24 protein-coding genes are annotated in these 22727 nt (G+C 74.1%); 21 read left to right on the top strand and 3 right to left on the bottom strand.

The window, feature by feature from the left end; translation table 11 throughout:
- Nucleotides 1–275 precede the first annotated feature (275 nt).
- Nucleotides 276–1112, top strand: a complete 837-nt coding sequence (locus tag HD601_RS19715; RefSeq protein ID WP_184824717.1) for an MHYT domain-containing protein — start codon at nucleotides 276–278, stop codon at nucleotides 1110–1112.
- Here the strand turns inward: HD601_RS19715 and HD601_RS19710 are convergent.
- The gene (locus tag HD601_RS19710) at nucleotides 1076–1840 is read right to left on the bottom strand and encodes a carbonic anhydrase (protein WP_221441130.1); all 765 of its coding nucleotides are present in this window, start codon (nucleotides 1838–1840) and stop codon (nucleotides 1076–1078) included. The two genes, HD601_RS19715 and HD601_RS19710, sit on opposite strands and share 37 nt — an antisense overlap.
- A 23-nt stretch (nucleotides 1841–1863) precedes the next feature.
- Here HD601_RS19710 and HD601_RS19705 point away from each other — a divergent pair, with 23 nt between their 5' ends.
- Complete coding sequence (locus tag HD601_RS19705) at nucleotides 1864–3042, top strand: CaiB/BaiF CoA transferase family protein (protein WP_184824715.1); 1179 nt, start codon at nucleotides 1864–1866, stop codon at nucleotides 3040–3042.
- A 169-nt stretch (nucleotides 3043–3211) separates the two neighbouring features.
- Here HD601_RS19705 and HD601_RS19700 read toward each other — a convergent pair whose 3' ends face one another.
- Nucleotides 3212–4309: a M48 family metalloprotease gene (locus HD601_RS19700; protein ID WP_184824713.1), complete on the bottom strand. Its 1098-nt coding sequence runs from the start codon at nucleotides 4307–4309 to the stop codon at nucleotides 3212–3214.
- Between the two features lie 114 nt (nucleotides 4310–4423).
- On the opposite strand from HD601_RS19700, the gene HD601_RS19695 reads away from it, so the two are divergent.
- From HD601_RS19695 to HD601_RS19670, 6 genes are all read left to right on the top strand, one after another.
- Nucleotides 4424–5404, top strand: a complete 981-nt coding sequence (locus tag HD601_RS19695) for a carbamate kinase (protein WP_184824711.1) — start codon at nucleotides 4424–4426, stop codon at nucleotides 5402–5404.
- Nucleotides 5397–6503 (top strand): barbiturase, encoded by a 1107-nt coding sequence (bar, locus tag HD601_RS19690; protein WP_184824709.1) that lies wholly within the window; start codon nucleotides 5397–5399, stop codon nucleotides 6501–6503. The genes HD601_RS19695 and bar overlap by 8 nt, the downstream gene beginning before the upstream one ends.
- Nucleotides 6504–6773: 270 nt before the next feature.
- Nucleotides 6774–7703, top strand: coding sequence for a methionyl-tRNA formyltransferase (gene fmt, locus HD601_RS19685; protein ID WP_184824707.1), 930 nt, complete (start codon nucleotides 6774–6776; stop codon nucleotides 7701–7703).
- A complete protein-coding gene (locus tag HD601_RS19680; protein ID WP_221441129.1) occupies nucleotides 7700–9067 on the top strand; it encodes a transcription antitermination factor NusB in 1368 nt (455 codons plus the stop codon). The genes fmt and HD601_RS19680 overlap by 4 nt, the downstream gene beginning before the upstream one ends.
- 1 nt (nucleotide 9068) lies before the next feature.
- Nucleotides 9069–9626 carry a GNAT family N-acetyltransferase gene (locus HD601_RS19675; protein WP_184824706.1) on the top strand — a complete coding sequence of 186 codons (558 nt, stop codon included), beginning with the start codon at nucleotides 9069–9071 and terminating at the stop codon, nucleotides 9624–9626.
- Entirely contained in the window at nucleotides 9623–10285 is a 663-nt protein-coding gene (locus HD601_RS19670) for an NUDIX domain-containing protein (RefSeq protein WP_184824704.1), read from the top strand. Before HD601_RS19675 ends, HD601_RS19670 begins: the two co-directional genes overlap by 4 nt.
- On the opposite strand, the gene HD601_RS19665 is transcribed toward HD601_RS19670, so the two are convergent.
- Nucleotides 10201–10869, bottom strand: coding sequence for a hypothetical protein (locus HD601_RS19665; protein WP_184824702.1), 669 nt, complete (start codon nucleotides 10867–10869; stop codon nucleotides 10201–10203). The two genes, HD601_RS19670 and HD601_RS19665, sit on opposite strands and share 85 nt — an antisense overlap.
- A gap of 146 nt (nucleotides 10870–11015) precedes the next feature.
- Here HD601_RS19665 and ald point away from each other — a divergent pair, with 146 nt between their 5' ends.
- Genes ald through HD601_RS19600 form a run of 13 tightly spaced genes read left to right on the top strand, consistent with a single transcriptional unit; the run spans nucleotide 11016 to nucleotide 22726 of the window.
- Nucleotides 11016–12131, top strand: a complete 1116-nt coding sequence (ald, locus tag HD601_RS19660) for an alanine dehydrogenase (RefSeq protein WP_184830063.1) — start codon at nucleotides 11016–11018, stop codon at nucleotides 12129–12131.
- Between the two features lie 19 nt (nucleotides 12132–12150).
- Complete coding sequence (xerD, locus tag HD601_RS19655; RefSeq protein WP_184824699.1) at nucleotides 12151–13134, top strand: site-specific tyrosine recombinase XerD; 984 nt, start codon at nucleotides 12151–12153, stop codon at nucleotides 13132–13134.
- Between the two features lie 37 nt (nucleotides 13135–13171).
- Nucleotides 13172–14077 (top strand): ParA family protein, encoded by a 906-nt coding sequence (locus tag HD601_RS19650; protein WP_343076429.1) that lies wholly within the window; start codon nucleotides 13172–13174, stop codon nucleotides 14075–14077.
- Nucleotides 14074–14919: a segregation and condensation protein A gene (locus HD601_RS19645; RefSeq protein WP_343076428.1), complete on the top strand. Its 846-nt coding sequence runs from the start codon at nucleotides 14074–14076 to the stop codon at nucleotides 14917–14919. The genes HD601_RS19650 and HD601_RS19645 overlap by 4 nt, the downstream gene beginning before the upstream one ends.
- Nucleotides 14897–15466 carry an SMC-Scp complex subunit ScpB gene (scpB, locus tag HD601_RS19640; protein WP_221441127.1) on the top strand — a complete coding sequence of 190 codons (570 nt, stop codon included), beginning with the start codon at nucleotides 14897–14899 and terminating at the stop codon, nucleotides 15464–15466. Before HD601_RS19645 ends, scpB begins: the two co-directional genes overlap by 23 nt.
- Nucleotides 15459–16214, top strand: coding sequence for a pseudouridine synthase (locus HD601_RS19635; RefSeq protein WP_184824695.1), 756 nt, complete (start codon nucleotides 15459–15461; stop codon nucleotides 16212–16214). The genes scpB and HD601_RS19635 overlap by 8 nt, the downstream gene beginning before the upstream one ends.
- Before the next feature lie 37 nt (nucleotides 16215–16251).
- Complete coding sequence (aroH, locus tag HD601_RS19630; RefSeq protein WP_184824693.1) at nucleotides 16252–16617, top strand: chorismate mutase; 366 nt, start codon at nucleotides 16252–16254, stop codon at nucleotides 16615–16617.
- 18 nt (nucleotides 16618–16635) lie between these two features.
- Nucleotides 16636–17718, top strand: coding sequence for a prephenate dehydrogenase (locus HD601_RS19625; protein WP_184824691.1), 1083 nt, complete (start codon nucleotides 16636–16638; stop codon nucleotides 17716–17718).
- 44 nt (nucleotides 17719–17762) lie between these two features.
- Nucleotides 17763–18467 (top strand): (d)CMP kinase, encoded by a 705-nt coding sequence (gene cmk, locus HD601_RS19620; RefSeq protein WP_221441125.1) that lies wholly within the window; start codon nucleotides 17763–17765, stop codon nucleotides 18465–18467.
- 53 nt (nucleotides 18468–18520) lie between these two features.
- Nucleotides 18521–19117: a lysophospholipid acyltransferase family protein gene (locus tag HD601_RS19615; RefSeq protein ID WP_184830060.1), complete on the top strand. Its 597-nt coding sequence runs from the start codon at nucleotides 18521–18523 to the stop codon at nucleotides 19115–19117.
- A 14-nt stretch (nucleotides 19118–19131) separates the two neighbouring features.
- The gene (der, locus tag HD601_RS19610; protein ID WP_343076511.1) at nucleotides 19132–20493 is read left to right on the top strand and encodes a ribosome biogenesis GTPase Der; all 1362 of its coding nucleotides are present in this window, start codon (nucleotides 19132–19134) and stop codon (nucleotides 20491–20493) included.
- Nucleotides 20493–21476, top strand: a complete 984-nt coding sequence (ligD, locus tag HD601_RS19605) for a non-homologous end-joining DNA ligase (RefSeq protein WP_184830059.1) — start codon at nucleotides 20493–20495, stop codon at nucleotides 21474–21476. Before der ends, ligD begins: the two co-directional genes overlap by 1 nt.
- On the top strand, nucleotides 21473–22726 hold the full coding sequence (locus tag HD601_RS19600) for a winged helix-turn-helix domain-containing protein (RefSeq protein WP_184824685.1): 1254 nt from the start codon (nucleotides 21473–21475) through the stop codon (nucleotides 22724–22726). Before ligD ends, HD601_RS19600 begins: the two co-directional genes overlap by 4 nt.
- Nucleotide 22727: the final 1 nt, after the last annotated feature.

Here is a 22727-nt window from a genome sequence, read left to right as displayed (position 1 = left end):
GGCGCATGCCGCGATATCTCATGCTCCCGATGGTGGTTTCCGCGAGATGCCACAGTTGATCACTGGAAGTTGATCACCTGAGTTGATCATCAACACACGTTCATATTGATCCGATGGACACGGGGGGCTGTGTCTGCATGAGCCACGTCGATCATTTCACTCACGGACCCATCACGCCCGCGATCGGTTACGTCTTCATGGTGATGGCGGCCGTGATCGGGCTGATGTGCACCGTACGGGCGCGGGAATCGTCCGGGGGCGCCAAACGCAATTGGTTGATCACCGGGGCCGCGTCGCTGGCCGCCGGGATCTGGACATTGCACTTCATCGCAATGCTCGGCTTCCGCGTCGCCGGCAGCCCGGTGCGCTACAACGTATCGCTCACCTTGATCAGTCTGGTCGTCGCTTTCCTCGTCGTCGGTCTCGGCGTCCTGATGGTCGGTTACGGCACCAACCGCAACCGCTCGCTGGCGTTCGGCGGACTGGCGACCGGGGTCGGCGTCGCCGCCATGCACTACACCGGCATGGCCTCGGTGCAGATCAACGGGAGCACCCACTACCGCGTCGAGCTGGTGGTGGCGTCGCTGGCCATCGCCGTCGCCGCGGCGACCGCGGCGCTGTGGCTGGCGTTCAACATCCGCAGCTTCGGTGGCGCGATCATCGCCGCGCTGGTCATGGGCGTCGCCGTGAGCAGCATGCACTACACCGGCATGGCGGCGGTCTCCGCGGACCTCGCGCCGGACCCGCTTCCGGTCGCCGGCGCGACGGCCATGGAGTTCCTGGTGCCGCTGTCGATCGGGCTCGGGGCGCTGCTGCTGGCCGGGTTCACCGTCATCGCCGTCTCGCCGGTCGAGCTCGGACCGCGCGACGACGATGACGACGACGAGCCGGGCGCCGAGCAGCGCGAGAACCTGTTCGCGCCGCCGACGCGGGAGGTGCGGGCCATGCGCGAGCGCGCGGCCGCCCGCCCGCCTGCGCCGCCCACGCCGCTGCGCCGCGCCGAGCACGCCCGGCCGCTGCCGACGCGGACGCCGGCCCGTGACGAGGAGCAGGCGAAGAACGACCCGCCGGTGGTTCAGAGCTGGCTGACGCGGCCGGACTCGAGGTCGTAGACGCCGGCGACGACCGCGGTGCGCCCGGCCGCGACCGCCTCGTGCACGATCGGCGAGGCGGTGGTGAGCGCCGAGGCGGCGTGCCGGGCCTGGGCGGCCACGCAGTCGGCCAGGTAGGCGGCGTCGTCGGCGCCGGTCGCCGGCACGCCGCGGACGGCCGGCTCGATGGCCTGCACGAGGGCCGCGATGGAGCCGTCGGGCGCCGGGCCGCCGCGAACGACGTCGACGGTCGCCTGCACCGCGCCGCAGCCGGCGTGCCCGAGCACGACGATCAGCGGGACGGCGACGTGCTCGACGGCGTATTCGATGCTGCCGACGACGGCGTCGTCGAGGACCTCGCCGGCGGACCGGACGGTGAACAGGTCGCCGAGGCCCTGGTCGAACACGAGCTCCGGCGCGACCCGCGAGTCCGCACAGCTGAGCACGCAGGCGATGGGGTGCTGTCCGGCGACCAGCGACTCGCGGTAGGCGGTGTCCTCGTGCGGGTGCTGCGGGGTCCCCGTCGCGAACCGCTCGTTGCCGGCGGCCAGCAGGGCCCAGGCGCCGTCGGGACCGGTGGGGACGCCGGTGGGGAGGGGCGTGGGGACGGGCGTGGGGACGGGCGCCTGGGTGACGGCCGCCGGCGACACGTCCCCCCGCGAACAGGAGGCCGGCACCGTCGTCGACAGGGCCAGCAGGCCGAGCATGCCGAGGGCGTCGCGCCGGGTCAGCCGGCCGCCGTTGATCATGGTCAGCAGCGTAATCTGTGACGATGTCCGACACCCAGGAGTTCGCCGATGCCGGACCGTTGGCCGGCTACGTCGTCGTCGACCTGAGCCGGGCGCTCGCCGGGCCGCACGCCGGCATGATGCTCGGCGACCTCGGTGCGCGCGTCATCAAGGTCGAGGCGCCCGGCCACGGCGACGAGTCGCGCACCTGGGGCCCGCCGTTCCTCGGCCCCGACGACCAGCCGGTGTCGTCGTACTTCCTGTCGGCCAACCGCAACAAGGAGTCCGTCACCGCCGACCTCAAGTCCGCCGAGGGCAAGGAGCTGCTCACCCGGCTGGTCGAGCGGGCCGACGTCCTCGTCGAGAACTTCCGCACCGGCGTGCTCGACCGCCTCGGCTTCGGTGTCTCGCGGCTGCACGAGCTCAATCCGCGGCTCGTCGTCCTGTCGATCACGGGGTTCGGGCCCGACGGTCCCGAGGCCGGCCGGGCCGGCTACGACCAGATCGCCCAGGGCGAGGCCGGCATCATGAGCCTCACCGGCGAGCCGGGCCGGCCGGCGAAGGTCGGCGTGCCCATCGGCGACCTGCTCGCCGGCATGTACGGCGTGTCCGGGCTGCTCGCGGCGCTGCTCGAGCGCGAGCGCACGGGGCGAGGGCGCGTCGTGCGAGTGTCGCTGCTGTCGGCCCTGGTCGGGGTGCACGCGTTCCAGGGCACCCGGTGGACCGCGGCCGGCGAGGTGCCGCACGCCATCGGCAACCACCACCCGTCCATCGCGCCGTACGGCCTGTTCAACGCCGCCGACGGGGCCCTGCAGGTCGCCGTCGGCAACGACGCCTCGTGGCGCGCGTTCGCCGGTGTGGTGGGGTTGGATGCGGCCGAGCCGCGGTTCGCCACCAACCGGCTGCGCGTCCAGCACCGCGAAGAGCTCGTCGCCGTCATCGAGAAGGCGTTCGCCGCCCACCCGCGCGACCACTGGCTGGCGCTACTGGACGCGGCCGGGATCGCGAGCGGCAAGGTGCGGACGTTGGACGAGGTGTACGAGTGGGAGCAGACCCGCTCACAGGGCCTCCTCGTCGACGTCGAGCACCCGCTGCTGGGGAGGGTGTCGCTGCCCGGGCCGGCGATCCGCTTCGACGGCGCGGCGCCCAAGCAGCACGCGTCGCCGCCTCTGCTCGGCGAACACGACGAGTCCGTCCGCGCCTGGCTGTCCTCGGACGACTAGGTCCGCCCGGACTCCTGCCCCGCACACCGGCTCCGCCGGTTCCCGAGGCGTCGCCGTCACACTCTCTTGATCACGGAGAAATCGGGGTTCCCGAGGTGTCGGAAGGCCGATTTCTCCATGATCGTCAGGCCGCGGCCGACATCGACGAGTGACGACCGGCGGAGCGAGCTCATGGCTCGTTCCCCAGGTCGCGGGACAGAGCCGCCAGGGGCTCGAGCCGGGCGGCGAGCGGCGGGTGCGACGCCATCAACTTGTCGATGAGCCGCGAGAACCAGCCGGTCCCAGCGCCCGCGTCGTCCGCCGGGAGCGCGACGATCGTCATCGAGGACATCGCCCGCAGCTCGCGCAGGTCCTTCGCCGGGATCGCCGGGCCGTCGGCATCCAGGGCCGTCAGGGCGGCGGCCAGTGCTGCCGGGCGGCCGGTCAGGACAGCCGCGCCGCGGTCGGCGGCCAGTTCGCGGTACCGGCCCAGCCGGGCGATGATCCCGGCCGCCGGCAACGCCAGCAACAGCATCGGCGGCAGCAGCACGACGCCGAGCCCCGCCAGCAGCATGAAGTTCGACACCCGGACCAACCCCAGGACCGGCACGGCCAGCAGCGACACCGCCGGCGCGTCGGTGCGTACGGGCGGCATCGGGAAGTCGTCGTCCTCGGTGGCGGGCTTCCACGGCCGCCCGCACCAGCGCGCTGCCCGGCAGAGCGGGACCTCGAGCGCCATCAGCGGCGCGAGCAGCGCCATCGGGGCCAGCGCCAGCGACGTCGACAGCGCCATCGCGACGGTCATGGCGGCGGCGTCGCGGTGGGCGATGTGGGCGAGCTCGTGCGCCAGGACGGCGTCCAGCCGCGGTTCGTCGCTCTGCTCGAGCAGCCCGCGCGTGACGGCGATGGTCGGCTTGCGGCCGGGCAACCGGAAGGCGAGCGCGTTGGGCCAGGTCGCATCGATGACCTTCAACCGAGGCCGGTCCAGCGCGGCCAGCGCGCACAGCCGGTCGACGACGGCGAACAGGCGGCGGTCGTCGACGGCGGCGGGGTCCGCGTCGGCCACCACCAGCTTGCGCGGCAGCACCGCGCCGCCCTCGATGGCGTAGACGACGGCGCCGCCCAGCAGCGGGGCGGCCAGTGCCACCCACCACGGCCAGCCGACGAGCCACTGCAGCAGCAGCCCGAGCAGCGCCGCGTACCCGAACGCAAGCAGCAGCACCAGCAGCCACGTCTCCGCGATGCGGTACGTCAGCCTGGTGTCCGGCGGGAAGCCGGCGCCGGCCATGGGACCCCTCCATCTCACAAGAACGGCTGTGACGGCACATCATGCCGAACCCCGCAGGCCGATTGGGCGAAGGTGACCATCGTCGCCACCCACGGCGGTCCGTAGGCTCGGCGCGTGCGGGTGCTGATCGCTCTGGGTGGCAACGCCATGACGTCGGCCGACGGGCGGGCGCGGCCGGGTGACCAGATCGTCGCGGTCACCGTCGCCATGGAGCCGGTCGCCGACCTCGTCGCCGCCGGTTACGACGTCGTGCTGACCCACGGCAACGGGCCGCAGGTGGGGAACCTGCTGGTCAAGAACGAGCTCGCGGCCGCCGTCGTGCCGCCGGTGCCGCTGGACTGGTGCGGCGCGCAGACCCAGGGGACCATCGGGTTCATCGTCATCGACGCGCTGGAGCGGGCGCTGGCCGCGCGCGGCGTGCGCCGCAGGGTTGCCGCCGTCGTCACCCGGACCCTCGTCGACGCCGCCGACCCGGGGTTCGCGCGGCCGACGAAGCCGATCGGGCGGTACCTGCCGCGCGACGAGGCGGCGGTGCTGATCGACCACGGCGAGACCTGGGAGGACCGCGGCGCGCGCGGCTGGCGGCGGGTCGTCGCCAGTCCGGAGCCGCTGGAGGTGCTGGACGCCCCGGCTGCCGCCGCGCTGCTGGCCGCCGGGTTCGTCGTCGTCGCCAACGGGGGCGGCGGCATTCCCGTCGTCCGGGAGGCCGACGGCGAGGTCCGCGGGGTCGAGGCCGTCGTCGACAAGGACCTGGGCGCGGCACTGCTCGGCCGGGCGCTCGGCGCCGACGTGCTGGTCATCGCGACCGACGTCGACGGCGCCGTACTCGGCTTCGGCACCCCGAAGGCCCGGCCGCTGACCACCGTCGACGTCCCCACCCTGCGCGGGTACGCCGCCGAGGGGCACTTCGCGTCCGGAAGCATGGGCCCCAAGGTCGAGGCGGCCTGCCGGTTCGTCGAGCAGGGCGGCCGGCGCGCCGTCATCACCACGCTGGGCCGCATCGCCGACGCCGTCGTCGCCGAGGCCGGCAGCGACAGCGCGGGCACGACCGTACTGCCAGCAGACATCACACGAGAGGTGGCCGGGCATGCCTGAGCCGATCGAGGTCCGCAAGGTGCCGATCACGCACGTCAGCGACGCCTCCGGGCTCGCCGAGCTGATCGACGCCGGGGTCATGGAGGCCGACCGCGTCATCGCCGTCGTCGGGAAGACCGAGGGCAACGGCGGGGTCAACGACTACACGCGGATCATCGCCGACCGCGCCTTCCGCGAGGTGCTGGTGAGCCGCGGCACGCGCACGCCCGAAGAGGTCAAGCAGATCCCGATCGTCTGGTCCGGCGGCACCGACGGCGTGCTCAGCCCACACGCGACGGTGTTCGCGACGGTCCCGGCGTCCTCCGTCGAGGCGACCGACGAGCCGCGGCTGACCGTCGGGTTCGCCATGAGCGAGCCGATCCTGCCCGAGGAGATCGGCCGCCGCGGCATGATCGAGAAGGTCGCGGCCGCCGTGCGCGTCGGCATGGAGCGGGCCGGCATCACCGGCCCCGCCGACGTCCACTACGTGCAGACGAAGACGCCGCTGCTGACCATCCACACCATCCGCGACGCCAAGGCGCGCGGCAAGTCGGTGTGGACCGAGAACACGCACGAGTCGATGGACCTCTCCAACGGTGCAACCGGCCTCGGCGTCGCGGTCGCGCTGGGCGAGATCCCGATGCCGTCCGACGACGCCGTCCTGCACGACCGCTCGCTGTACTCGTCGGTCGCGTCCTGCTCCTCCGGTGTCGAGCTGGACCAGGCGCAGGTCGTGGTGGTCGGGAACGTGCGCGGGGTGGGCGGGCGGTACCGCATCGGCCACTCCGTCATGCGCGACGCCATCGACGCCGACGGCATCTGGGCCGCCGTCCGCGACGCGGGGCTGAAACTGCCGGACCGCCCGCATCCGGACGACCTGGACGGCCGGCTGGTCAACGTGTTCCTCAAGTGCGAGGTCAGCCAGGACGGCGTGGTGCGCGGCCGCCGCAACGCCATGCTCGACGACTCCGACGTGCACTGGCACCGCCAGATCAAGGCGGCGGTCGGCGGCGTGACGGCGGCGGTCACGGGCGACCCGGCCGCCTTCGTCTCGGTGTCGGCCGCCCACCAGGGCCCCGACGGCGGCGGCCCCGTCGCCGCGATCGTCGACCTGGGGTAGCCGGCCGCGGCGCGCCGGGCGTCGGACGTCGGGCGTCCGTCGCGATCAGGTGACGTACACGCCGGCTCGGTGGCGGTTGGGTCACCTGATCGTTTCAGTCCACATGCTGGAGATGATCAGGTGACGGACGGTGCGTGCTCGCGTCGACCCGGTCAGCTGATCGGTCCGCCGAAGATGATCAGGTGACATAGTGGCGGCGTTCGTGGGCCGAGTGGGCCGAGGGCGCCGGGTGCGCAGCGGGGGCGGGCGGGGCCGGTAGGCTCGGCGCTCATGCGTGTGCTGTTCGCCGGAACCCCTGAGGTCGCCGTCCCGTCGCTGCGGGCGGTGCTCGGGTCGCGGCACGAGGTGATCGCCGTCCTGACGCGGCCCGACGCCCCCGCCGGGCGGGGGCGCAGGCTGACGCCGTCGCCGGTGGCGGAGGTCGCGGCCGAGGCGGGCATCGAGATCCTGCGGCCGCTGAAGCCGCGCGACCCCGAGTTCCTCGAGCGGCTGGGCGAGCTGGCGCCGGACTGCGCGCCGATCGTCGCCTACGGGGGGCTGATCCCGAAGACGGCGCTCGACGTGCCGAAGCACGGGTGGGTGAACCTGCACTTCTCGCTGCTGCCGGCCTGGCGGGGCGCGGCGCCGGTGCAGCACGCGGTGCTGGCCGGCGACGACATCACCGGCGCCTGCACGTTCCAACTCGAGGAGGGTCTCGACACCGGTCCGGTCTACGGCACCGTCACCGAGGCCGTCCACCCCACCGACACCAGCGGCGACCTGCTGCACCGGCTGTCGCTGTCGGGCGCGGAGCTGCTGGTCCGCACGCTCGACGGCATCGAGGACGGGGCGCTCAGCCCGCAGCCGCAGCCGGCCGACGGGGTGTCGCTGGCGCCGAAGCTCACCGTCGACGACGCGCACGTCGACTGGACGGCGCCGGCCATGCGGGTCGACCGGGTCGTGCGCGGCTGCACGCCCGCGCCCGGCGCCTGGACGACCTTCCGCGGCGAGCGGCTGAAGCTGCGCCCCGTCGCCCTCGAACGCGGCCGCGACGGCCTGGCCCCCGGCGAGATCGTCGTCGAGAAGTCCGGCGTGCGGGTCGGCACCGGCAGCCACGCCGTCGTCCTCGGCGAGGTCCAGCCGCAGGGCAAGAAGGCGATGCCGGCCGCCGACTGGGCCCGCGGACTCCGGCTGGAGCCGGGGGAGCGGCTCGGCGCGTGAGGCAGGAGAAGAGCCGGGCGGGCGACCCCGCCCGCGAGGCCGCCTACGAGGTCCTGCGCGCAGTCGGCGCCGACGACGCCTACGCCAACCTGGCCATGCCCGCGGCGCTGCGCCGCCACGAGCTGCGCGGCCGCGACGCCGGCCTGGCGACCGAGCTCGGGTACGGGACGCTGCGCGGGCAGGGCACGTACGACGCCGTCATCGAGGCCTGCGTGACGCGGTCGCTCGACGACCTGGACCCGCCGCTGCTCGACGCGCTCCGGCTGGGCGCCCACCAGCTGCTGGCGACGCGGGTCCCCGCGCACGCCGCGGTGTCGACGAGCGTCGATCTGGTCCGCCGGCACGTCAACGAGGGCGCGGCGCGGCTGGCCAACGCGGTCCTGCGGCGGATCGGCGAGCGCGACCTCGACGGCTGGGCGGCCGAGCTGGCCCCGTCGCGCGAGGAGGACCTGGTCGGCCACCTGGCGTTCCGGCACGCGCACCCGGCCTGGATCGTCCGGGCCTTCCGCGACGCGCTGAAGGGCGACGACGCGGAGCTGGAGGCGACGCTGCGGGCGGACAACGAGCCGGCCGAGGTCACCCTCGCCGCCCGGCCCGGCCGCGCCACCGTCGAGGAGCTGGCCCAGGCCGGGGCCCGGGCCACCCGCTGGTCGCCGTTCGGTGCCGTGCTCGAGTCCGGGTCGCCCGCGCGGCTGGCCGCGGTCCGCGACGGCCGGGCCGGCGTGCAGGACGAGGGCAGCCAGCTCGTCGCGCTGGCCCTCGCCACGGCCCCGGTCGAGCCGCCGGACGAGCGCTGGCTCGACCTCTGCGCAGGCCCGGGCGGCAAGGCGGCGCTGCTGGCCGGCCTGCTCACCCAGCGCGGCGGCCGGCTGCTCGCCGTCGAGCAGCACGAGCACCGCGCCCGGCTGGTCGCGCAGGCGCTGGCCGGCGACCCCGGCGAGCACGAGATCCTGGTCGGCGACGCGACGAAGCCGGAGTGGCCCGAGGCCGACTTCGACCGGGTCCTCCTGGACGCCCCGTGCACCGGGCTCGGCGCGCTGCGGCGCCGGCCCGAGGCGCGCTGGCGGCGCCGCCCGGCCGACGTGGCGGGGCTGCGCAGGCTGCAGGCCGACCTGCTCCGCTCGGCGCTGTGGTCGGTCCGCCCCGGCGGGCTGGTCGCCTACGTCACCTGCTCGCCGCACCTGGCCGAGACGGTCACCGTCGTCGACGACGTCCTGCGCGGTCGCGACGACGCCGAGCGGGTCGACGCCCGTCCGTACCTGCCCGGCGTGCCCGATCTGGGCGACGGCCCGGACGTGCAGCTCTGGCCGCACCGGCACGGCACCGACGCGATGTACCTGGCGCTGCTGCGGCGGACGGAGTGAGATGACCCTCGTGAGCTACCTCTACGACCTCGCGGCCGACGACGACGCCACAGCGATCGCGGGCGTGCACACCGAGAGCTGGCTGTCGGCCTACCGCGGGCACGTGCCGGACGCGTTCCTCGACGACGACCTCGCGGCCGAGCACCTCACGGGCTGGACCACGCGGTTCGGCGACCGCACCGGCACGCTGACGGTGGTCGCCCGCGGTGCCTCGGGCGCCCTGGCCGGGTTCGCGCACACGTTCGTCGACCACGACCCGCGCCTCGGCAGCCTCGTCGACAACCTGCACGTCCGGCCGGAGCTGAAGGGCCAGGGCATCGGCCGGCGGCTGCTCGCCGAGACCGCCGTCCGGCTCCAGGACCTCGGCGCCGCCGACCGGCTGCACCTCGAGGTCATCGAGACCAACGAGGCCGCCCGCGGCTTCTACGTGGCGCTGGGCGGTGTCGAGGCCGGCCGTGGCACCAACCGGTTCGGCGACCAGGACGTGCCGATCCTGGTGTACGCCTGGGCGTCGCTGGACCCGCTCGCCGCGCCGCTGCGGCTGGGGCCGTCGACGTGACCGGGCCGCGCGACGAGCCGCTGAGCTGGCCGGTCGCGGCGTCGGCCACCCGGTTCGAGGGCCGCGTCGTCTCGGTCCGCAGCGACACCGTCCGGTCGCCGGTCGACGGGTCGGAGTTCGTCCGCGACGTCGTCGTCCACCCGGGCGCGGTCGCCGTCGTCGCCGTCGACGACCACGACCGCGTGCTCGTCGTCCGCCAGTACCGCCACCCGGTCGGGCTGCGCCCCGTCGAGCTGCCGGCCGGGCTGCGCGACGTCGCCGGTGAGCCGCCGCACGAGGCCGCCGCCCGCGAGCTCTACGAGGAGGGGCACATCGAGGCCGCCGAGTGGCGGGTCCTCGCCGACCTGCTCACGTCGCCGGGCATGACCGACGAGGCGATCCGGGTGTTCCTGGCCCGCGGCATCGAGACGCTGCCCGACGGCGACCGCTTCGCCGGCGAGCACGAGGAGGCCGACCTCGGCGTCGAGTGGGTGCCGCTGGACGACCTCGTGGCCGCGGTCCTGGCCGGCGACGTGCAGAACGCCACCCTCTGCGCCGGCGCGCTGGCCGCGAGGGCCGCTCGCGACGGCGCCGGCTACGACGCGCTGCGCCCGGTCGACGCGCCCTGGCCGGCCGGCGACTGGCCCGCGGGCGCGAGGCCCGCCAGGTCCGGGGGATAGTCCAGCCCCAGCCGGTCCAGCTCCGCCCTGGCCAGCGCCCGGACGGCGGCCGGCTCACCCGCCCGCCATCCCGCCACCAGGCCGCCGCCGATCCGCGGCAGCCGCACCGTCCCCAGCGCCCGTGCCGACAGCAGGTCGTCGCGGTCGGGGAACGCCATGACGGCCCGGGCGTCGGACGCGGCGCGGTACCAGAGCACCCGCGGGCGCAGCCAGACGTAGGCGGCCGCGGCCAGCGCCACCACGATGACGACCAGCCCGATGACGTCGCCGGCCCGCTCGATGGACGCCGCCGTGTCGGCTCCGGTGCCGCTCAGCCGGCCCGCGGCGTCGGCGGCGCGCTGCAGCGACTCCTCCAGCGCGTCGCCGACCAGCGGGACCCGGGAGATCGACTCGGCGGTGTCGGCGAGGGCGTCGGCGAGCGCTCCGGCGGTGGACTCGACGAACGTCGCGGGCGTGGTCCGGGACCGGATGGAGTGCCGGATCGCCAGCCCGGCGACGATCATTCCCACACACCAGAGCGGCCCGAGCACGTCGGCGACGATCTGCTGTCTCCGCCGCTGCGGGCGGTCGGCGTAGATGCGCATGGCAGAGGTCTACCGCAGTGGGGCTGGTCACTTGTCATGACAGGACCGAGACGGCGTGACGCGTGTCGACTTAGACTCGCCCCGCCGTCCACACGGGGCGGCGGCCCGACAGCGTCGTCGGGAGTGCGGAAGAGGTGGAACGCGTCGTGCTGGTCGGCATCCCTACCGAGGTCAAGAACAACGAGTACCGCGTGGCCATCACGCCGGCCGGTGTGCACGAGTTCGTGCGCAACGGCCACGACGTCCTGGTGCAGTCCGGCGCCGGCGAGGGCTCGTCGGTGCGCGACGAGGAGTACGTCCGGGCCGGTGCGCGCATCGCGCCCGACGCCGACGCCGTCTGGGGCGCCGCGGACCTCGTGCTCAAGGTCAAGGAGCCGGTGGCGGAGGAGTACCACCGCATGCGCCGCGACCAGGTCCTCTTCACGTACCTGCACCTCGCGGCGTCGCGCGAGTGCACGCAGGCCCTCCTCGACTCCGGCACCACCGCGATCGCCTACGAGACGGTCGAGACCGCCGGCGGGCACCTGCCGCTGCTGGCGCCCATGAGCGAGGTCGCGGGCCGCATGGCCACGCAGGTCGGCGCGCACGTGCTCGAGCGGGCGCAGGGCGGCCGCGGCATCCTGCTCGGCGGCGTGCCGGGCGTGAAGTCGGCGAAGGTCGTCGTCATCGGCGCCGGCATGGCCGGTATGAACGCCGCCGTCATCGCCATGGGCATGCAGGCCGACGTGTGGGTGCTGGACAAGAACGTGGCCCGGCTGCGCGACGTCGAGGAGCTCTACGGCGGCAAGGCGCAGACCATCGCGTCGAACCTGTTCGAGATCGAGAGCGCCGTCGTCGACGCCGACCTCGTCATCGGCGCGGTGCTGGTGCCGGGGGCGGTGGCGCCGAAGCTGGTCTCCGACGACCTCGTGTCGCGCATGCGCCCGGGCAGCGTGCTGGTCGACATCGCCATCGACCAGGGCGGATGCTTCGAGAGCTCACGGCCCACCACGCACGACGACCCGACCTTCATGGTGCACGAGTCGATCTTCTACTGCGTCGCCAACATGCCCGGCGCCGTGCCGCACACCTCGACGTACGCGCTCACCAACGTGACGCTCCCGTACGCCGTCGAGCTGGCGAACCGGGGGTGGCGCGACGCCGCGCGGTCCGACGCGGCCCTGGCGAAGGGCGTGAACGTGCACGACGGCGCTATCGTCTACGAGCCGGTCGCCGAGGCGCACGGACTGCCGTCGGTCCCGCTGGAGAAGGTGCTGCACTAGCGTCGAGGAGCCGCCGCCCATGGACACCGCAGAGTCCACGCTCGAACGGGCCGTCCGCGGCTACCTCGACCACCTCGCCGTCGAGCGTGGCCTGGCCGTCAACACCCTCGCCTCCTACCGCCGCGACCTGCGTCGTTACACCGAGTTCCTGCGCGAGCGCGGCCGCGACGCCCCGGAGAAGGTCGAGGAGGAGGACGTGACGGCGTTCCTGCGCAGCCTGCGCGAGGGCGACGAGGGCCGGGTCGCGCTGGGCGCCAGCTCGGCGGCGCGCACCGTCGTCGCCGTCCGCGGCCTGCACCGGTTCCTGCACCGCGAGGGGCTGTCCGACGGCGACCCCGCGGGCGCCGTCCGTCCGCCCACCCCGCCCCGGCGGCTGCCCAAGGCGATCCCGCTGGCCCAGGTCGAGCGGCTGCTCGACGCCGCCTCGGTGGGCGACGGGCCGCGGGCGTTGCGCGACCGGGCGCTGCTCGAGGTGCTGTACGGGTGCGGCGCACGCATCTCCGAGGCGGTCGGCCTCGACCGCGACGACCTGGACGGCGAGACGGGGACGGTGCTGCTGCGCGGCAAGGGCGGCAAGGACCGCGTCGTCCCGCTGGGCAGCTACGCCTGGGAGGCCGTCGACGCCTACCTGGTCCGGGCCAGGCCGACGCTGGTGGCCGGGACGAGCAAGGGGACACCTGCCCTCTTTCTCAACGCCCGCGGCGGGCGGCTGTCGCGGCAGAGCGCCTGGGCCGTGCTGCGGACGGCGGCCGGGCGGGCCGGGCTGTCCACCGCGGTCACCCCGCACACGCTGCGGCACTCGTTCGCCACCCACCTCCTGGAGGGCGGCGCCGACGTCCGGGTGGTCCAGGAACTGCTGGGGCACGCCTCGGTCACCACCACCCAGGTGTACACGCTGGTGACCGTCGACCAACTCCGCGAGGTCTATGTGGCCGCGCACCCGCGCGCCCGCAGCTCTGCGCCGCCCTCGCGAGGTAGGCTTCCGGCCCAGGACGAAGCGTAGAAGACGCTCAAACGACCATCGAGGAGCTCTGAACGACGTGGCACCCTCGAAGCCGGACGCCGCGGGCGTGCTGCCGTTCGACACCGAGCCTGAGCTCGATCTCGGACCCACGCGCCGTCCTCCGGTCGACTTCCCGAAGCCCAAGCGGCTGGACCACCACGGCCCGGCGCGCATCGTCGCCATGTGCAACCAGAAGGGCGGCGTCGGCAAGACCACCACGACGATCAACCTCGGTGCGGCGCTGGCCGACTACGGCCGCCGGGTCCTGCTGGTCGACTTCGACCCTCAGGGCGCGCTGTCGGTGGGCCTCGGGCTCGACGCGCACGACCTCGAGCTGTCGATCTACAACGTCCTGATGGACCCGTCACTGCGGGCCGGCGACATCGTGCAGAAGACGCCCATCGAGAACATGGACCTGCTGCCGGCCAACATCGACCTCTCCGCGGCCGAGATCCAGCTGGTCACCGAGGTGGGCCGCGAGCAGGCGCTGGGGCGCATCCTGAAGCCGCTGCTGGCCGACTACGACCTCATGCTCATCGACTGCCAGCCGTCGCTCGGCCTGCTGACGGTCAACGCGCTCACCGCGGCCGACGGCGTCATCATCCCGCTCGAGTGCGAGTACTTCGCGCTGCGCGGCGTCGCGCTGCTGCAGGAGACCATCGAGAAGGTCCGCGACAGGCTCAACCCCGACCTCGAGATCGAGGGCCTGCTGGCCACCAGGTACGACTCCCGCACGGTGCACGGCCGCGAGGTGCTGTCGCGGCTGGTCGAGGCGTTCGGCGACAAGGTGTTCCACACGGTCATCGGCCGCACGGTCCGGTTCCCCGAGACCACGGTCGTCGGGCTGCCCATCACCAGCTTCGCGCCGTCGTCGCGCGGGGCGTCGGCCTACCGTCAGCTGGCCCGCGAGGTGCTGGCGCGCTGGGAGCCCGCCCGCCAGTGACGGACACCGCCACCCTGCTGATCGAGCCGGAGCTGGACGAGAGCTCGAAGTTCGAGGTGCACCTCGAGAACTTCGAGGGGCCGTTCGACCTCCTGCTCACGCTCATCTCCAAGCACAAGCTCGACGTCACCGAGGTCGCGCTGTCGCAGGTCACCGACGAGTTCATCGCCTACATCAAGGCGTCGGACTGGGACCTCGACGAGACCAGCGAGTTCCTCGTCGTCGCCGCTACGCTGCTCGACCTCAAGGCGGCCCGGCTGCTGCCCAGCGGCGAGGTCGAGGACGAGGACGACCTCGCTCTGCTCGAGGCCCGCGACCTGCTGTTCGCCCGGCTGCTGCAGTACAAGGCGTACAAGGAGGTCGCCTCCGTGCTGGCGCAGCGCCTCGCCGACGAGTCGCTGCGCTTCCCGCGCGCCGTCGGCCTCGAGGAGCGCTTCGCCGCCCTGCTGCCCGAGGTGGTCGTCGGGCTCGGGCCCGAGGAGCTGGCCATGCTCGCGGCGAAGGTCCTGACGCCCAAGCCGCCGCCCGTGGTCGGGCTGACCCACCTGCACCAGCCGCGGGTCAGCGTCCGCGAGGAGGCGATCGTCGTCGTCGACCGGCTGCGCCGCTCACGGGTGCTGACGTTCCGCACGCTGGCCGCCGACTGCCCGACGACGCTGCACGTGGTCGCCCGGTTCCTGTCGCTGCTGGAGCTGTACCGCGAGAAGGTGGTCGCGTTCGAGCAGGTCGTCGCGCTGGGCGAGCTGACCGTGCGGTGGACCGGCGACGACGACGAGGACGTCGCGGTGAGCGGTGAGTTCGACGAGGAGGGCGGCAGCGGTGCACGAGCCGACGCTGACTGACGGCGAGCCGGGCCTGCGAGCCTCGGTCGAGGCGATCCTGCTGGTGGTCGACGAGCCGATCGACGTCGTCACGCTGGCGCAGGTGCTCGAGCGCCCGCGCGGCGAGATCACCGACGTGCTCGAGATCCTGCGCGACGAGTACGCCCGGCCCGGCCGCGGCTTCGAGCTGCGCGAGATCGGCGGCGGCTGGCGGTTCTACACGCACGCCTCCTGCGCCGCCGTCGTCGAACGGTTCGTCCTCGACGGCCAGCACGCCAAGCTGACCCAGGCCGCCCTCGAGACGCTCGCCGTCGTCGCCTACCGCCAGCCCGTCAGCCGGGCCCGGGTGTCGGCCGTCCGCGGGGTCAACTGCGACGGCGTCATGCGCACCCTGACCGCCCGCGGACTGGTCGAGGAGGCCGGCGCCGACCCCGAGTCCGGCGCGAACCTGTACCGGACCACGTCATACTTCCTGGAGCGCCTCGGCATGGCCTCGATCGACGAGCTGCCGCCGCTGGCGCCCTATCTGCCCGATGCCGACTCCATCGAGGAACGTGAGAATGTCTGAGCCCGACGCCCGCACCGACGAGCAGGGTGTCCGCCTGCAGAAGGTGCTCGCCGCCGCCGGCGTCGGCAGCCGCCGGGCCAGCGAGGCGCTGATCGCGGCGGGGCGGGTCGAGGTCGACGGCCGCATCGTCAGGACCCTGGGCACCCGGGTCGACCCCGCGACCTCCGTCATCAAGGTCGACGGCTCGCGCATCACCACCGCCGAGAGCGGCCAGGTGTACCTCGCGCTGAACAAGCCGACCGGCGTCGTCAGCTCCATGAGCGACCCCGAGGGCCGGCCCGACCTCAGCGGCTACGTCCGCGGCCGGCGCGAGCGGCTGTTCCACGTCGGTCGGCTCGACGCCGACACCGAGGGCCTCATCATCCTCACCAACGACGGCGAGCTCGCCCACCGGCTGGCGCACCCGTCGTTCGAGGTGCTCAAGACCTACCTGGCCGAGGTCCCCGGGCCGGTGTCGCCGGGGCTGGGCCGCGAGCTGCGCGCCGGCATCGAGCTCGAGGACGGCCCGGTGCGGGTCGACTCCTTCCGGGTCGTGAGCCGCTCGGGGACGCGCGTCATGGTCGAGGTCGTGCTGCACGAGGGCCGCAAGCACATCGTCCGCCGCCTGCTCGAGGCCGTCGGCCACCCGGTGAAACGGCTGGTCCGCACGCATGTGGGCCCGGTGGCCATGGGCGAGCTGCGCCCCGGCAACACGCGCGTTCTCACCAAGGCCGAGGTCGCCGCGCTCTACCACGACGTGGGGCTGTGACGCGCGGGCCGGCTCGCGCCGGGTACCTTGCTGTCCTGTGACTGTGCGCGCGATACGGGGGGCCACCCAGCTCGACGCCGACGAGGCCGAGCACCTGCTGGAGCGGACCGCCGAGCTGATGACGACGGTGCTCGACCGCAACGAGCTGACGCCCGACGACGTCATCAGCATCTTCCTCACCGCCACGCCGGACCTGCGCTCCGCGTTCCCGGCCGTGGCCGTCCGCCAGCTGGGCATCACCGACGTGCCGATGATGTGCGCCCAGGAGATCGGAGTCGCCGGGGCGCTGCCGCGGGTCGTGCGGCTCATGGCGCACGTCGAGACCACGAAGCCGCGGTCGCAGATGCGCCACGTCTACCTGCACGGCACGACGGTGCTGCGCGACGACCTCGCGGACCGGTGACGGACAGGTGATGGACCGGTGACGGACCCGTTCGAGGGCAGGAGCGTCCTCGTCGTCGGCACGGGGCTGGTCGGGACCTCGCTCGGGCTGGCGCTGACGCGGGCCGGGGTCGACGTGCGGCTGGCCGACGCGAAGCCGGAGATCCTGGCCGAGGCGGTGGGTCTCGGCGCGGGACGTCCGGAGCCGGAGGCGGGCGGTCCCGCCGCGCTGGCCGTCGTCGCCGTCCCGCCGGAGGCCGTCGCCGCCGTCGTCGGCGAGGTGCTGCAGAGCGGCCGGGCCGAGTACGCCACCGACGTCGCCAGCGTGAAGATGCTGCCGACAGCGCAGGTGCGCGAGCGGGTCGCGGACCCGGGCCGCTACGTCGGCAGCCACCCCATGGCCGGCCGCGAGATCAGCGGGCCGGGCGCCGCGCTGGCTGACCTGTTCGAGGGCCGGCCGTGGGTGATCTGCCCCGACGACGGCACCCACCAGCAGGCGGTCACCCGCGCGCTCGCCGTCGCCCGGCTGGTCGGCGCCGCCCCCATGACCATGACGGCGGCCGAGCACGACGCCGCCGTCGCGCTGGTGTCGCACACACCGCACGTGGTGGCGGCGCTGATGGCGGGCCGCCTGGCCGGCGCGCCGGGGCACGAGGTGAGGCTCGCGGGCCCCGGCGTCACCGACGTCACCCGCATCGCCAGTGGCGACCCGGAGCTGTGGACGGAGATCCTGACGGCGAACGCGGCGGCCGTCCGCCCGGTGCTCGAGGGGCTGCGCGGCGACCTGGACCGGCTGATGGCGGCGCTGGAGACGCCCGTCGCGGGCCAGCCGGTGCTGCGCGAGCTGCTGCGCGGGGGAGTCGACGGCCGGTCGCGGCTGCCCGGCAAGCACGGCACCGCCCACACGGAGTTCGCCACGGTCATCGTCGCCGTCGACGACAGGCCCGGCCAGCTGGCCCGGCTGTTCGCCGACGCGGGGGCGGCCGGCGTCAACGTCGAGGACGTCCGCATCGAGCACGCCGCGGGCCAGGCGCTCGGGCTGGTCGAGCTGGACGTCCGGCCCGGCACCGAGCAGGAGCTGGCGGCGTCGCTGCGCGAACGCGGCTGGACCATTCGTGGATGAGAGCCTGGCCGCGGGTGAGTCCGCTGCCCGGTAATCTTCTGGACGTGTCCGATACCCCCGCTGACGTCAGTGCCCGTGACCTCGTCGTCGCCATCGACGGCCCGTCCGGCTCCGGGAAGTCGACGGTCGCCCGCCGCGTCGCCGCGTCGCTCGGCCTGCGCTACCTCGACACCGGCGCGATGTACCGGGCGGTCACCTGGTGGGCGCTCGAGCAGGGGGTCGACCTCGCCGACACCGAGCGGGTGGCGCAACTGGCCCGCGAGCTGCCGCTGGACCAGGGGCTCGACCCCGGCACCGAGGCGGTCAGCGTCGCCGGCACCGACGTCGTCGCGGCCATCCGCACCAGCCGCATCTCGGCCGCCGTCAGCGCCGTCGCCACCAACCTGGGCGTGCGGACCGAGCTGGTGGCCCGGCAGCAGGCGGTCGCGCGGGCGGGCGGTGTCGTCATCGAGGGCCGCGACATCACCACCGTCGTCGCGCCGGACGCGCCCGTGCGGGTGCTGCTCACGGCCGACGAGCAGGTCCGGCTGTCGCGCCGGGCGCTCGAGGTGCACGGCTCCGACGACGAGTCCGCCGTCGACGCCACCCGCGACCAGGTGGTCCGGCGCGACGCCGACGACTCCACCGTCGCCAGCTTCCACGAGGCCGCCGACGGCGTCGATGTCGTCGACTCCTCGGTGCTGTCGCTCGACGAGACCGTCGCCGCCGTCCTGAAGCTGGTGGAGGCCCGCTCGGGGGTACGGGCGTGACCGAGCGGAAGCTGCCGACCCACGTCGGGGCCATCGCGGGCAGGTACATCGCGATGTTCCTGGCCCGGCTGCTGTACCGCGTGACCATCACGGGCCGCGAGAACGTGCCGCGCACCGGCCCGGTCATCCTGGCGCCCAACCACACCGGGTTCCTCGACGCGCCGCTGCTCATGGGCACCTGCCCGCGGCCCGTGCACACGCTGGCCAAGAAAGAGCTGTTCAAGGGCCCGCTCGGCTGGCTGCTGCACGCCGTCGGGCAGATCCCGCTCGACCGCAACGACCCCAGCCGCACCATGATCGAGTCCGGCATCGGGGTGCTCGACGACGGCCGCATCCTGGTCGTCTTCCCCGAGGGGACCCGCGGCGCCGGCGACTTCTCGGAGCTGCGGACGGGGCTGGCCTGGTTCGCGCTGCGCTCCGGCGCGCCGGTCATTCCGGTCGTCTTTGCGGGAACGGCGTCCCGGGGACGTACATTTGGTGCGATGCCCGGCCTGCGTTCCCGGGTCGAGGTCGTCTTCGGCCGCCCGGTCGTGCTGCCGACCGGCGGCGGGCGCACGCGCTCGGCACTCGACGCTGCGACCGAACAGCTGCGCGAGGCCCTGGTGGCTCATCGCGAGGCCGTGGCGTCCCGAACCGAGGAGCGTAAGTGAGCGAGCACATTCCGGTGGAGGCCCTCGAGGCCGACGCCGAGGCCGCGGCCGACGTCTACACGCCGACGGTGGCCGTGGTCGGCCGTCCCAACGTCGGCAAGTCGACCCTGGTCAACCGCATTCTGGGCCGCCGCGAGGCGGTCGTCGAGGACGTGCCCGGGGTCACCCGCGACCGCGTCGCCTACGACGCCGCGTGGGGCGGGCGGGCGTTCACCCTGCTCGACACCGGCGGCTGGGACCCCGAGGCCAAGGGCATGGCGGCGCGCATCACGGCGCAGGCCGAGGTCGGCATGGCCGCGGCCGACGTCGTCATGTTCGTCGTCGACTCCACCGTCGGCGCCACCGACACCGACGAGGCGGTCGCGAAGCTGCTGCGCCGGTCCGGCAAGCCGATCATCCTGGTCGCGAACAAGGTCGACGGGCCCAGCGGCGAGGCCGATGCGGCGGCGCTGTGGAACCTCGCGCTCGGCGAGCCGTACCCGGTGTCCGCGCTGCACGGCCGGGGGAGCGGCGACCTGCTCGACGCCGTCGTCGCCGCGCTGCCCGAGGCGCCGCCGGAGTCCTTCGAGGGTCTCGAGGGCGGCCCGCGCCGCATCGCGCTGGTCGGCAAGCCCAACGTCGGCAAGTCCAGCCTGCTCAACAAGCTCGCCGGCGAGGACCGCGTCGTCGTCGACTCCGTCGCCGGCACCACCGTCGACCCCATCGACGAGCTGATCGAGCTGGGCGAGCGCGAGTGGCGGTTCATCGACACCGCCGGCATCCGGCGCCGCGTGCACGAGGCGTCCGGCGCGGAGTACTTCGCGTCGCTGCGCACTGCCGCCGCGCTCGAGCGGGCCGAGGTCGCCGTCGTGCTCATCGACGCCAGCGAGCCGCTGGCCGAGCAGGACCTGCGGATCATCTCCATGGTCGTCGACGCCGGCCGGGCGCTGGTACTGGCGTTCAACAAGTGGGACCTCCTCGACGACGAGCGCCGCGACGGGCTCGAGCGCGAGATCGACCGGCAGCTCGACCGGGTCGCGTGGGCGCCGCGGATCAACGTGTCCGCGCGCACCGGCTGGCACGTCGACCGGCTGGTCAAGGCGATCGACACCTCGCTCGAGGGCTGGGAGCAGCGCATCTCGACCGGCAAGCTGAACTCGTTCCTCGGGCAGCTGGTCGCCGCGCACCCGCACCCGGTCCGCGGCGGCAAGCAGCCGCGCATCATGTTCGCCACCCAGGCCGACACCCGCCCGCCGCGGTTCGTGCTGTTCACGACCGGGTTCCTCGAGGCGTCGTACCGGCGCTTCGTCGAGCGGCGGCTGCGCGAGGAGTTCGGCTTCGAGGGCACGCCGCTGGACATCTCGATGAAGATCCGAGAGAAGCGCTCCCGGTCGTGATGCCGCGGCCCGGCACCGTCAAGCCGATGATGGCGTCGCCGTCGCCGGTGCTGCCGGCCGACGACGACGCCTACGGCTACGAGGTCAAGTGGGACGGCGTGCGGACCATCGCGTACGTCTCCGGCGGCGCCGTGAAGCTGTCGAGCCGCACGCTGCGCGACGTCACCCGGGTGTATCCGGACGTGCACGGGGTGGCGGATACTCTCGGCGGGCGCGAGGCGGTGCTCGACGGCGAGGTCGTCGCGTTCGACGACACCGGCCGGCCGAGCTTCGAGAAGCTCCAGTCGCGGATGAACGTCGAGGTGTCCGGGCTGGGCGACCCGCTGGTGGCGGGCGCGCCGGCGGTGTACGTGCTGTTCGACCTGCTCTGGCTCGACGGCCGGTCGCTGCTCGACGCGCCGTACGAGGAGCGGCGGGCGGAGCTCGAGGCGCTGCTGCCGTCCGGGGGCGGCGCGGGCTGGCAGGCACCGGCGTACGTGCCCGGCAACGGCGCCGCCATGCTGGCCGCCACCAAGGCGCAGCGGCTCGAGGGCGTCATCGCCAAGCGGCTGGGCAGCCGGTACCTGCCGGGGCGCCGCGGGACCGACTGGCTCAAGGTGAAGAACGTCAACCGGCAGGAGGTCGTCATCGGCGGCTGGCTGCCCGGCGAGGGCGGGCTCACCGGCACCCTCGGGGCGCTGGCGGTCGGCGTGTACGACGACGAGGGTGTGTTCCGGTACTCGGGCCGGGTCGGCACCGGCCTCACGCTGGCCGAGCGGAACCGGCTGGCCGGGCTGCTCGCGCCGCTGGTCACCGACGAGAGCCCGTTCGTGGGCGCCCAGCCGGACAAGCGCGGCTGCGTCTTCGTCCGGCCGGAGCTGGTCTGCGAGGTCGCGTTCGCCGAGTGGACCGCCATCGGCACGCTGCGCCATCCCGCCTACAAGGGCCTGCGCCACGACAAGCCGGCCCGCGAGGTCGTCCGCGAGGGCGCTGCGTTGCCATGACCCGGTCGCCGGCGGAGTTGTCGCTCGCGCAGGCGCGCCGGATCGCGCTGCGGGCGCAGGGGCTCGACCGTGCGGCTTCCGACGGTGCCGCCGTCACTCCCGCGCGGGTCCGGTCGGTGCTGCGCTCGCTCGGGGCGGTGCAGCTGGACGCCGTCAACGTGCTGGTCCGGTCGCACTACCTGACGCTGTACTCGCGGCTGGGACCGTACGACCCGGCGCTGCTCGACGACGTCGTGTACCGGCGGCGGCACGGGTTCGAGTACTGGGGACACGCGGCGTCGCTGGTGCCGGTCGAGCTGCGGCCGGCGCTGCGCTGGCGGATGACCCGGCGGGCGGAGCAGCCGTCGTGGCAGCGGTTCCGTGAGCGCGTGTCGCGGGAGCGGCCCGGCTACCTGGAGGCGCTGGCGGCCGAGGTCGCGGCACGCGGGCCGCTCGCCTACACCGACCTCGCCGACAAGGCGCAGCGCGACCGCTCCGCCGTCGACCACGGGTACGCCGACTCCACGCTGCTCTGGTACCGCTGGTCCGACGGCAAGTCGGCGCTGGAAGGGTTGTTCGACGAGGGCTCGTTGGCCGCGGCCGGACGGCGTGGCTTCGAGCGGCTCTACGACCTGCCGTCCCGGGTGCTGCCGCCGTCGGTGCTGTCGACGCCGACGCCGTCACTGGAGGACGGGCAGCGCGAGCTGGTCCGGCGGGCCATGGCCGGGCTGGGGGTCGCGACCGCGCGCGACGTCGCCGACTATTTCCGCATGCCCGGCGTCGAGACGCGGGCCCGGCTGCGCGAGCTGGTCGCGTCGGGGGAGCTCGAGCCCGTCCGGGTGGAGGGCTGGACCGACCCGGCCTGGCTGGCTCCCGGGCCGGTGCCGCGCTCGGCCGACGGGCGGGCGCTGCTGTCGCCGTTCGACTCGCTGCTGTGGGAGCGCAGCCGGGTGGAGCGGCTGTTCGGCTTCCGGCACAGCTTCGAGCTGTACGTGAAGCCGGAGAAGCGCGAGTTCGGCTACTTCGTGCTGCCGTTCCTGCTGGGTGACGCGCTGGTGGCCCGGGTGGACGTCAAGGCGGACCGATCGCGTGGCGTGCTGCTGGTGCCGGGGGCGTTCGCCGAGGCCGGCGTGGACGGGGCCGATGCTGCCGCCGTCGTCGATGCGCTGGCCGGTGAGCTGCGCCGGCTCGCGAGCTGGCTGGAGCTGGACGGCGTCGATGTCGGGGCGCGCGGAGACCTCGCGGCGCCGCTGAGGCGGGCGCTCGGCTAGC

It is taken from the genome of Jiangella mangrovi, from assembly GCF_014204975.1.
In the GTDB taxonomy this organism is placed as follows: Bacteria; Actinomycetota; Actinomycetes; order Jiangellales; family Jiangellaceae; genus Jiangella; species Jiangella mangrovi.
The sequence above is the reverse complement of the archived record's forward strand: the minus strand, read 5'-3'. Positions and strand labels throughout refer to the sequence as shown.

Excerpts from the sequence above, each read along its gene's own strand:
- HD601_RS19710 (WP_221441130.1), bottom strand. The coding sequence starts at position 1,840 with ATGATCAACGGCGGCCGGCTGACCCGGCGCGACGCCCTCGGCATGCTC.
- HD601_RS19705 (WP_184824715.1), top strand. The coding sequence starts at position 1,864 with ATGTCCGACACCCAGGAGTTCGCCGATGCCGGACCGTTGGCCGGCTAC.
- HD601_RS19700 (WP_184824713.1), bottom strand. The coding sequence starts at position 4,309 with ATGGCCGGCGCCGGCTTCCCGCCGGACACCAGGCTGACGTACCGCATC.
- bar (WP_184824709.1), top strand. The coding sequence starts at position 5,397 with ATGCCTGAGCCGATCGAGGTCCGCAAGGTGCCGATCACGCACGTCAGC.
- fmt (WP_184824707.1), top strand. The coding sequence starts at position 6,774 with ATGCGTGTGCTGTTCGCCGGAACCCCTGAGGTCGCCGTCCCGTCGCTG.
- HD601_RS19675 (WP_184824706.1), top strand. The coding sequence starts at position 9,069 with ATGACCCTCGTGAGCTACCTCTACGACCTCGCGGCCGACGACGACGCC.
- HD601_RS19665 (WP_184824702.1), bottom strand. The coding sequence starts at position 10,869 with ATGCGCATCTACGCCGACCGCCCGCAGCGGCGGAGACAGCAGATCGTC.
- xerD (WP_184824699.1), top strand. The coding sequence starts at position 12,151 with ATGGACACCGCAGAGTCCACGCTCGAACGGGCCGTCCGCGGCTACCTC.
- HD601_RS19635 (WP_184824695.1), top strand. The coding sequence starts at position 15,459 with ATGTCTGAGCCCGACGCCCGCACCGACGAGCAGGGTGTCCGCCTGCAG.
- HD601_RS19615 (WP_184830060.1), top strand. The coding sequence starts at position 18,521 with ATGTTCCTGGCCCGGCTGCTGTACCGCGTGACCATCACGGGCCGCGAG.
- ligD (WP_184830059.1), top strand. The coding sequence starts at position 20,493 with ATGCCGCGGCCCGGCACCGTCAAGCCGATGATGGCGTCGCCGTCGCCG.
- HD601_RS19600 (WP_184824685.1), top strand. The coding sequence starts at position 21,473 with ATGACCCGGTCGCCGGCGGAGTTGTCGCTCGCGCAGGCGCGCCGGATC.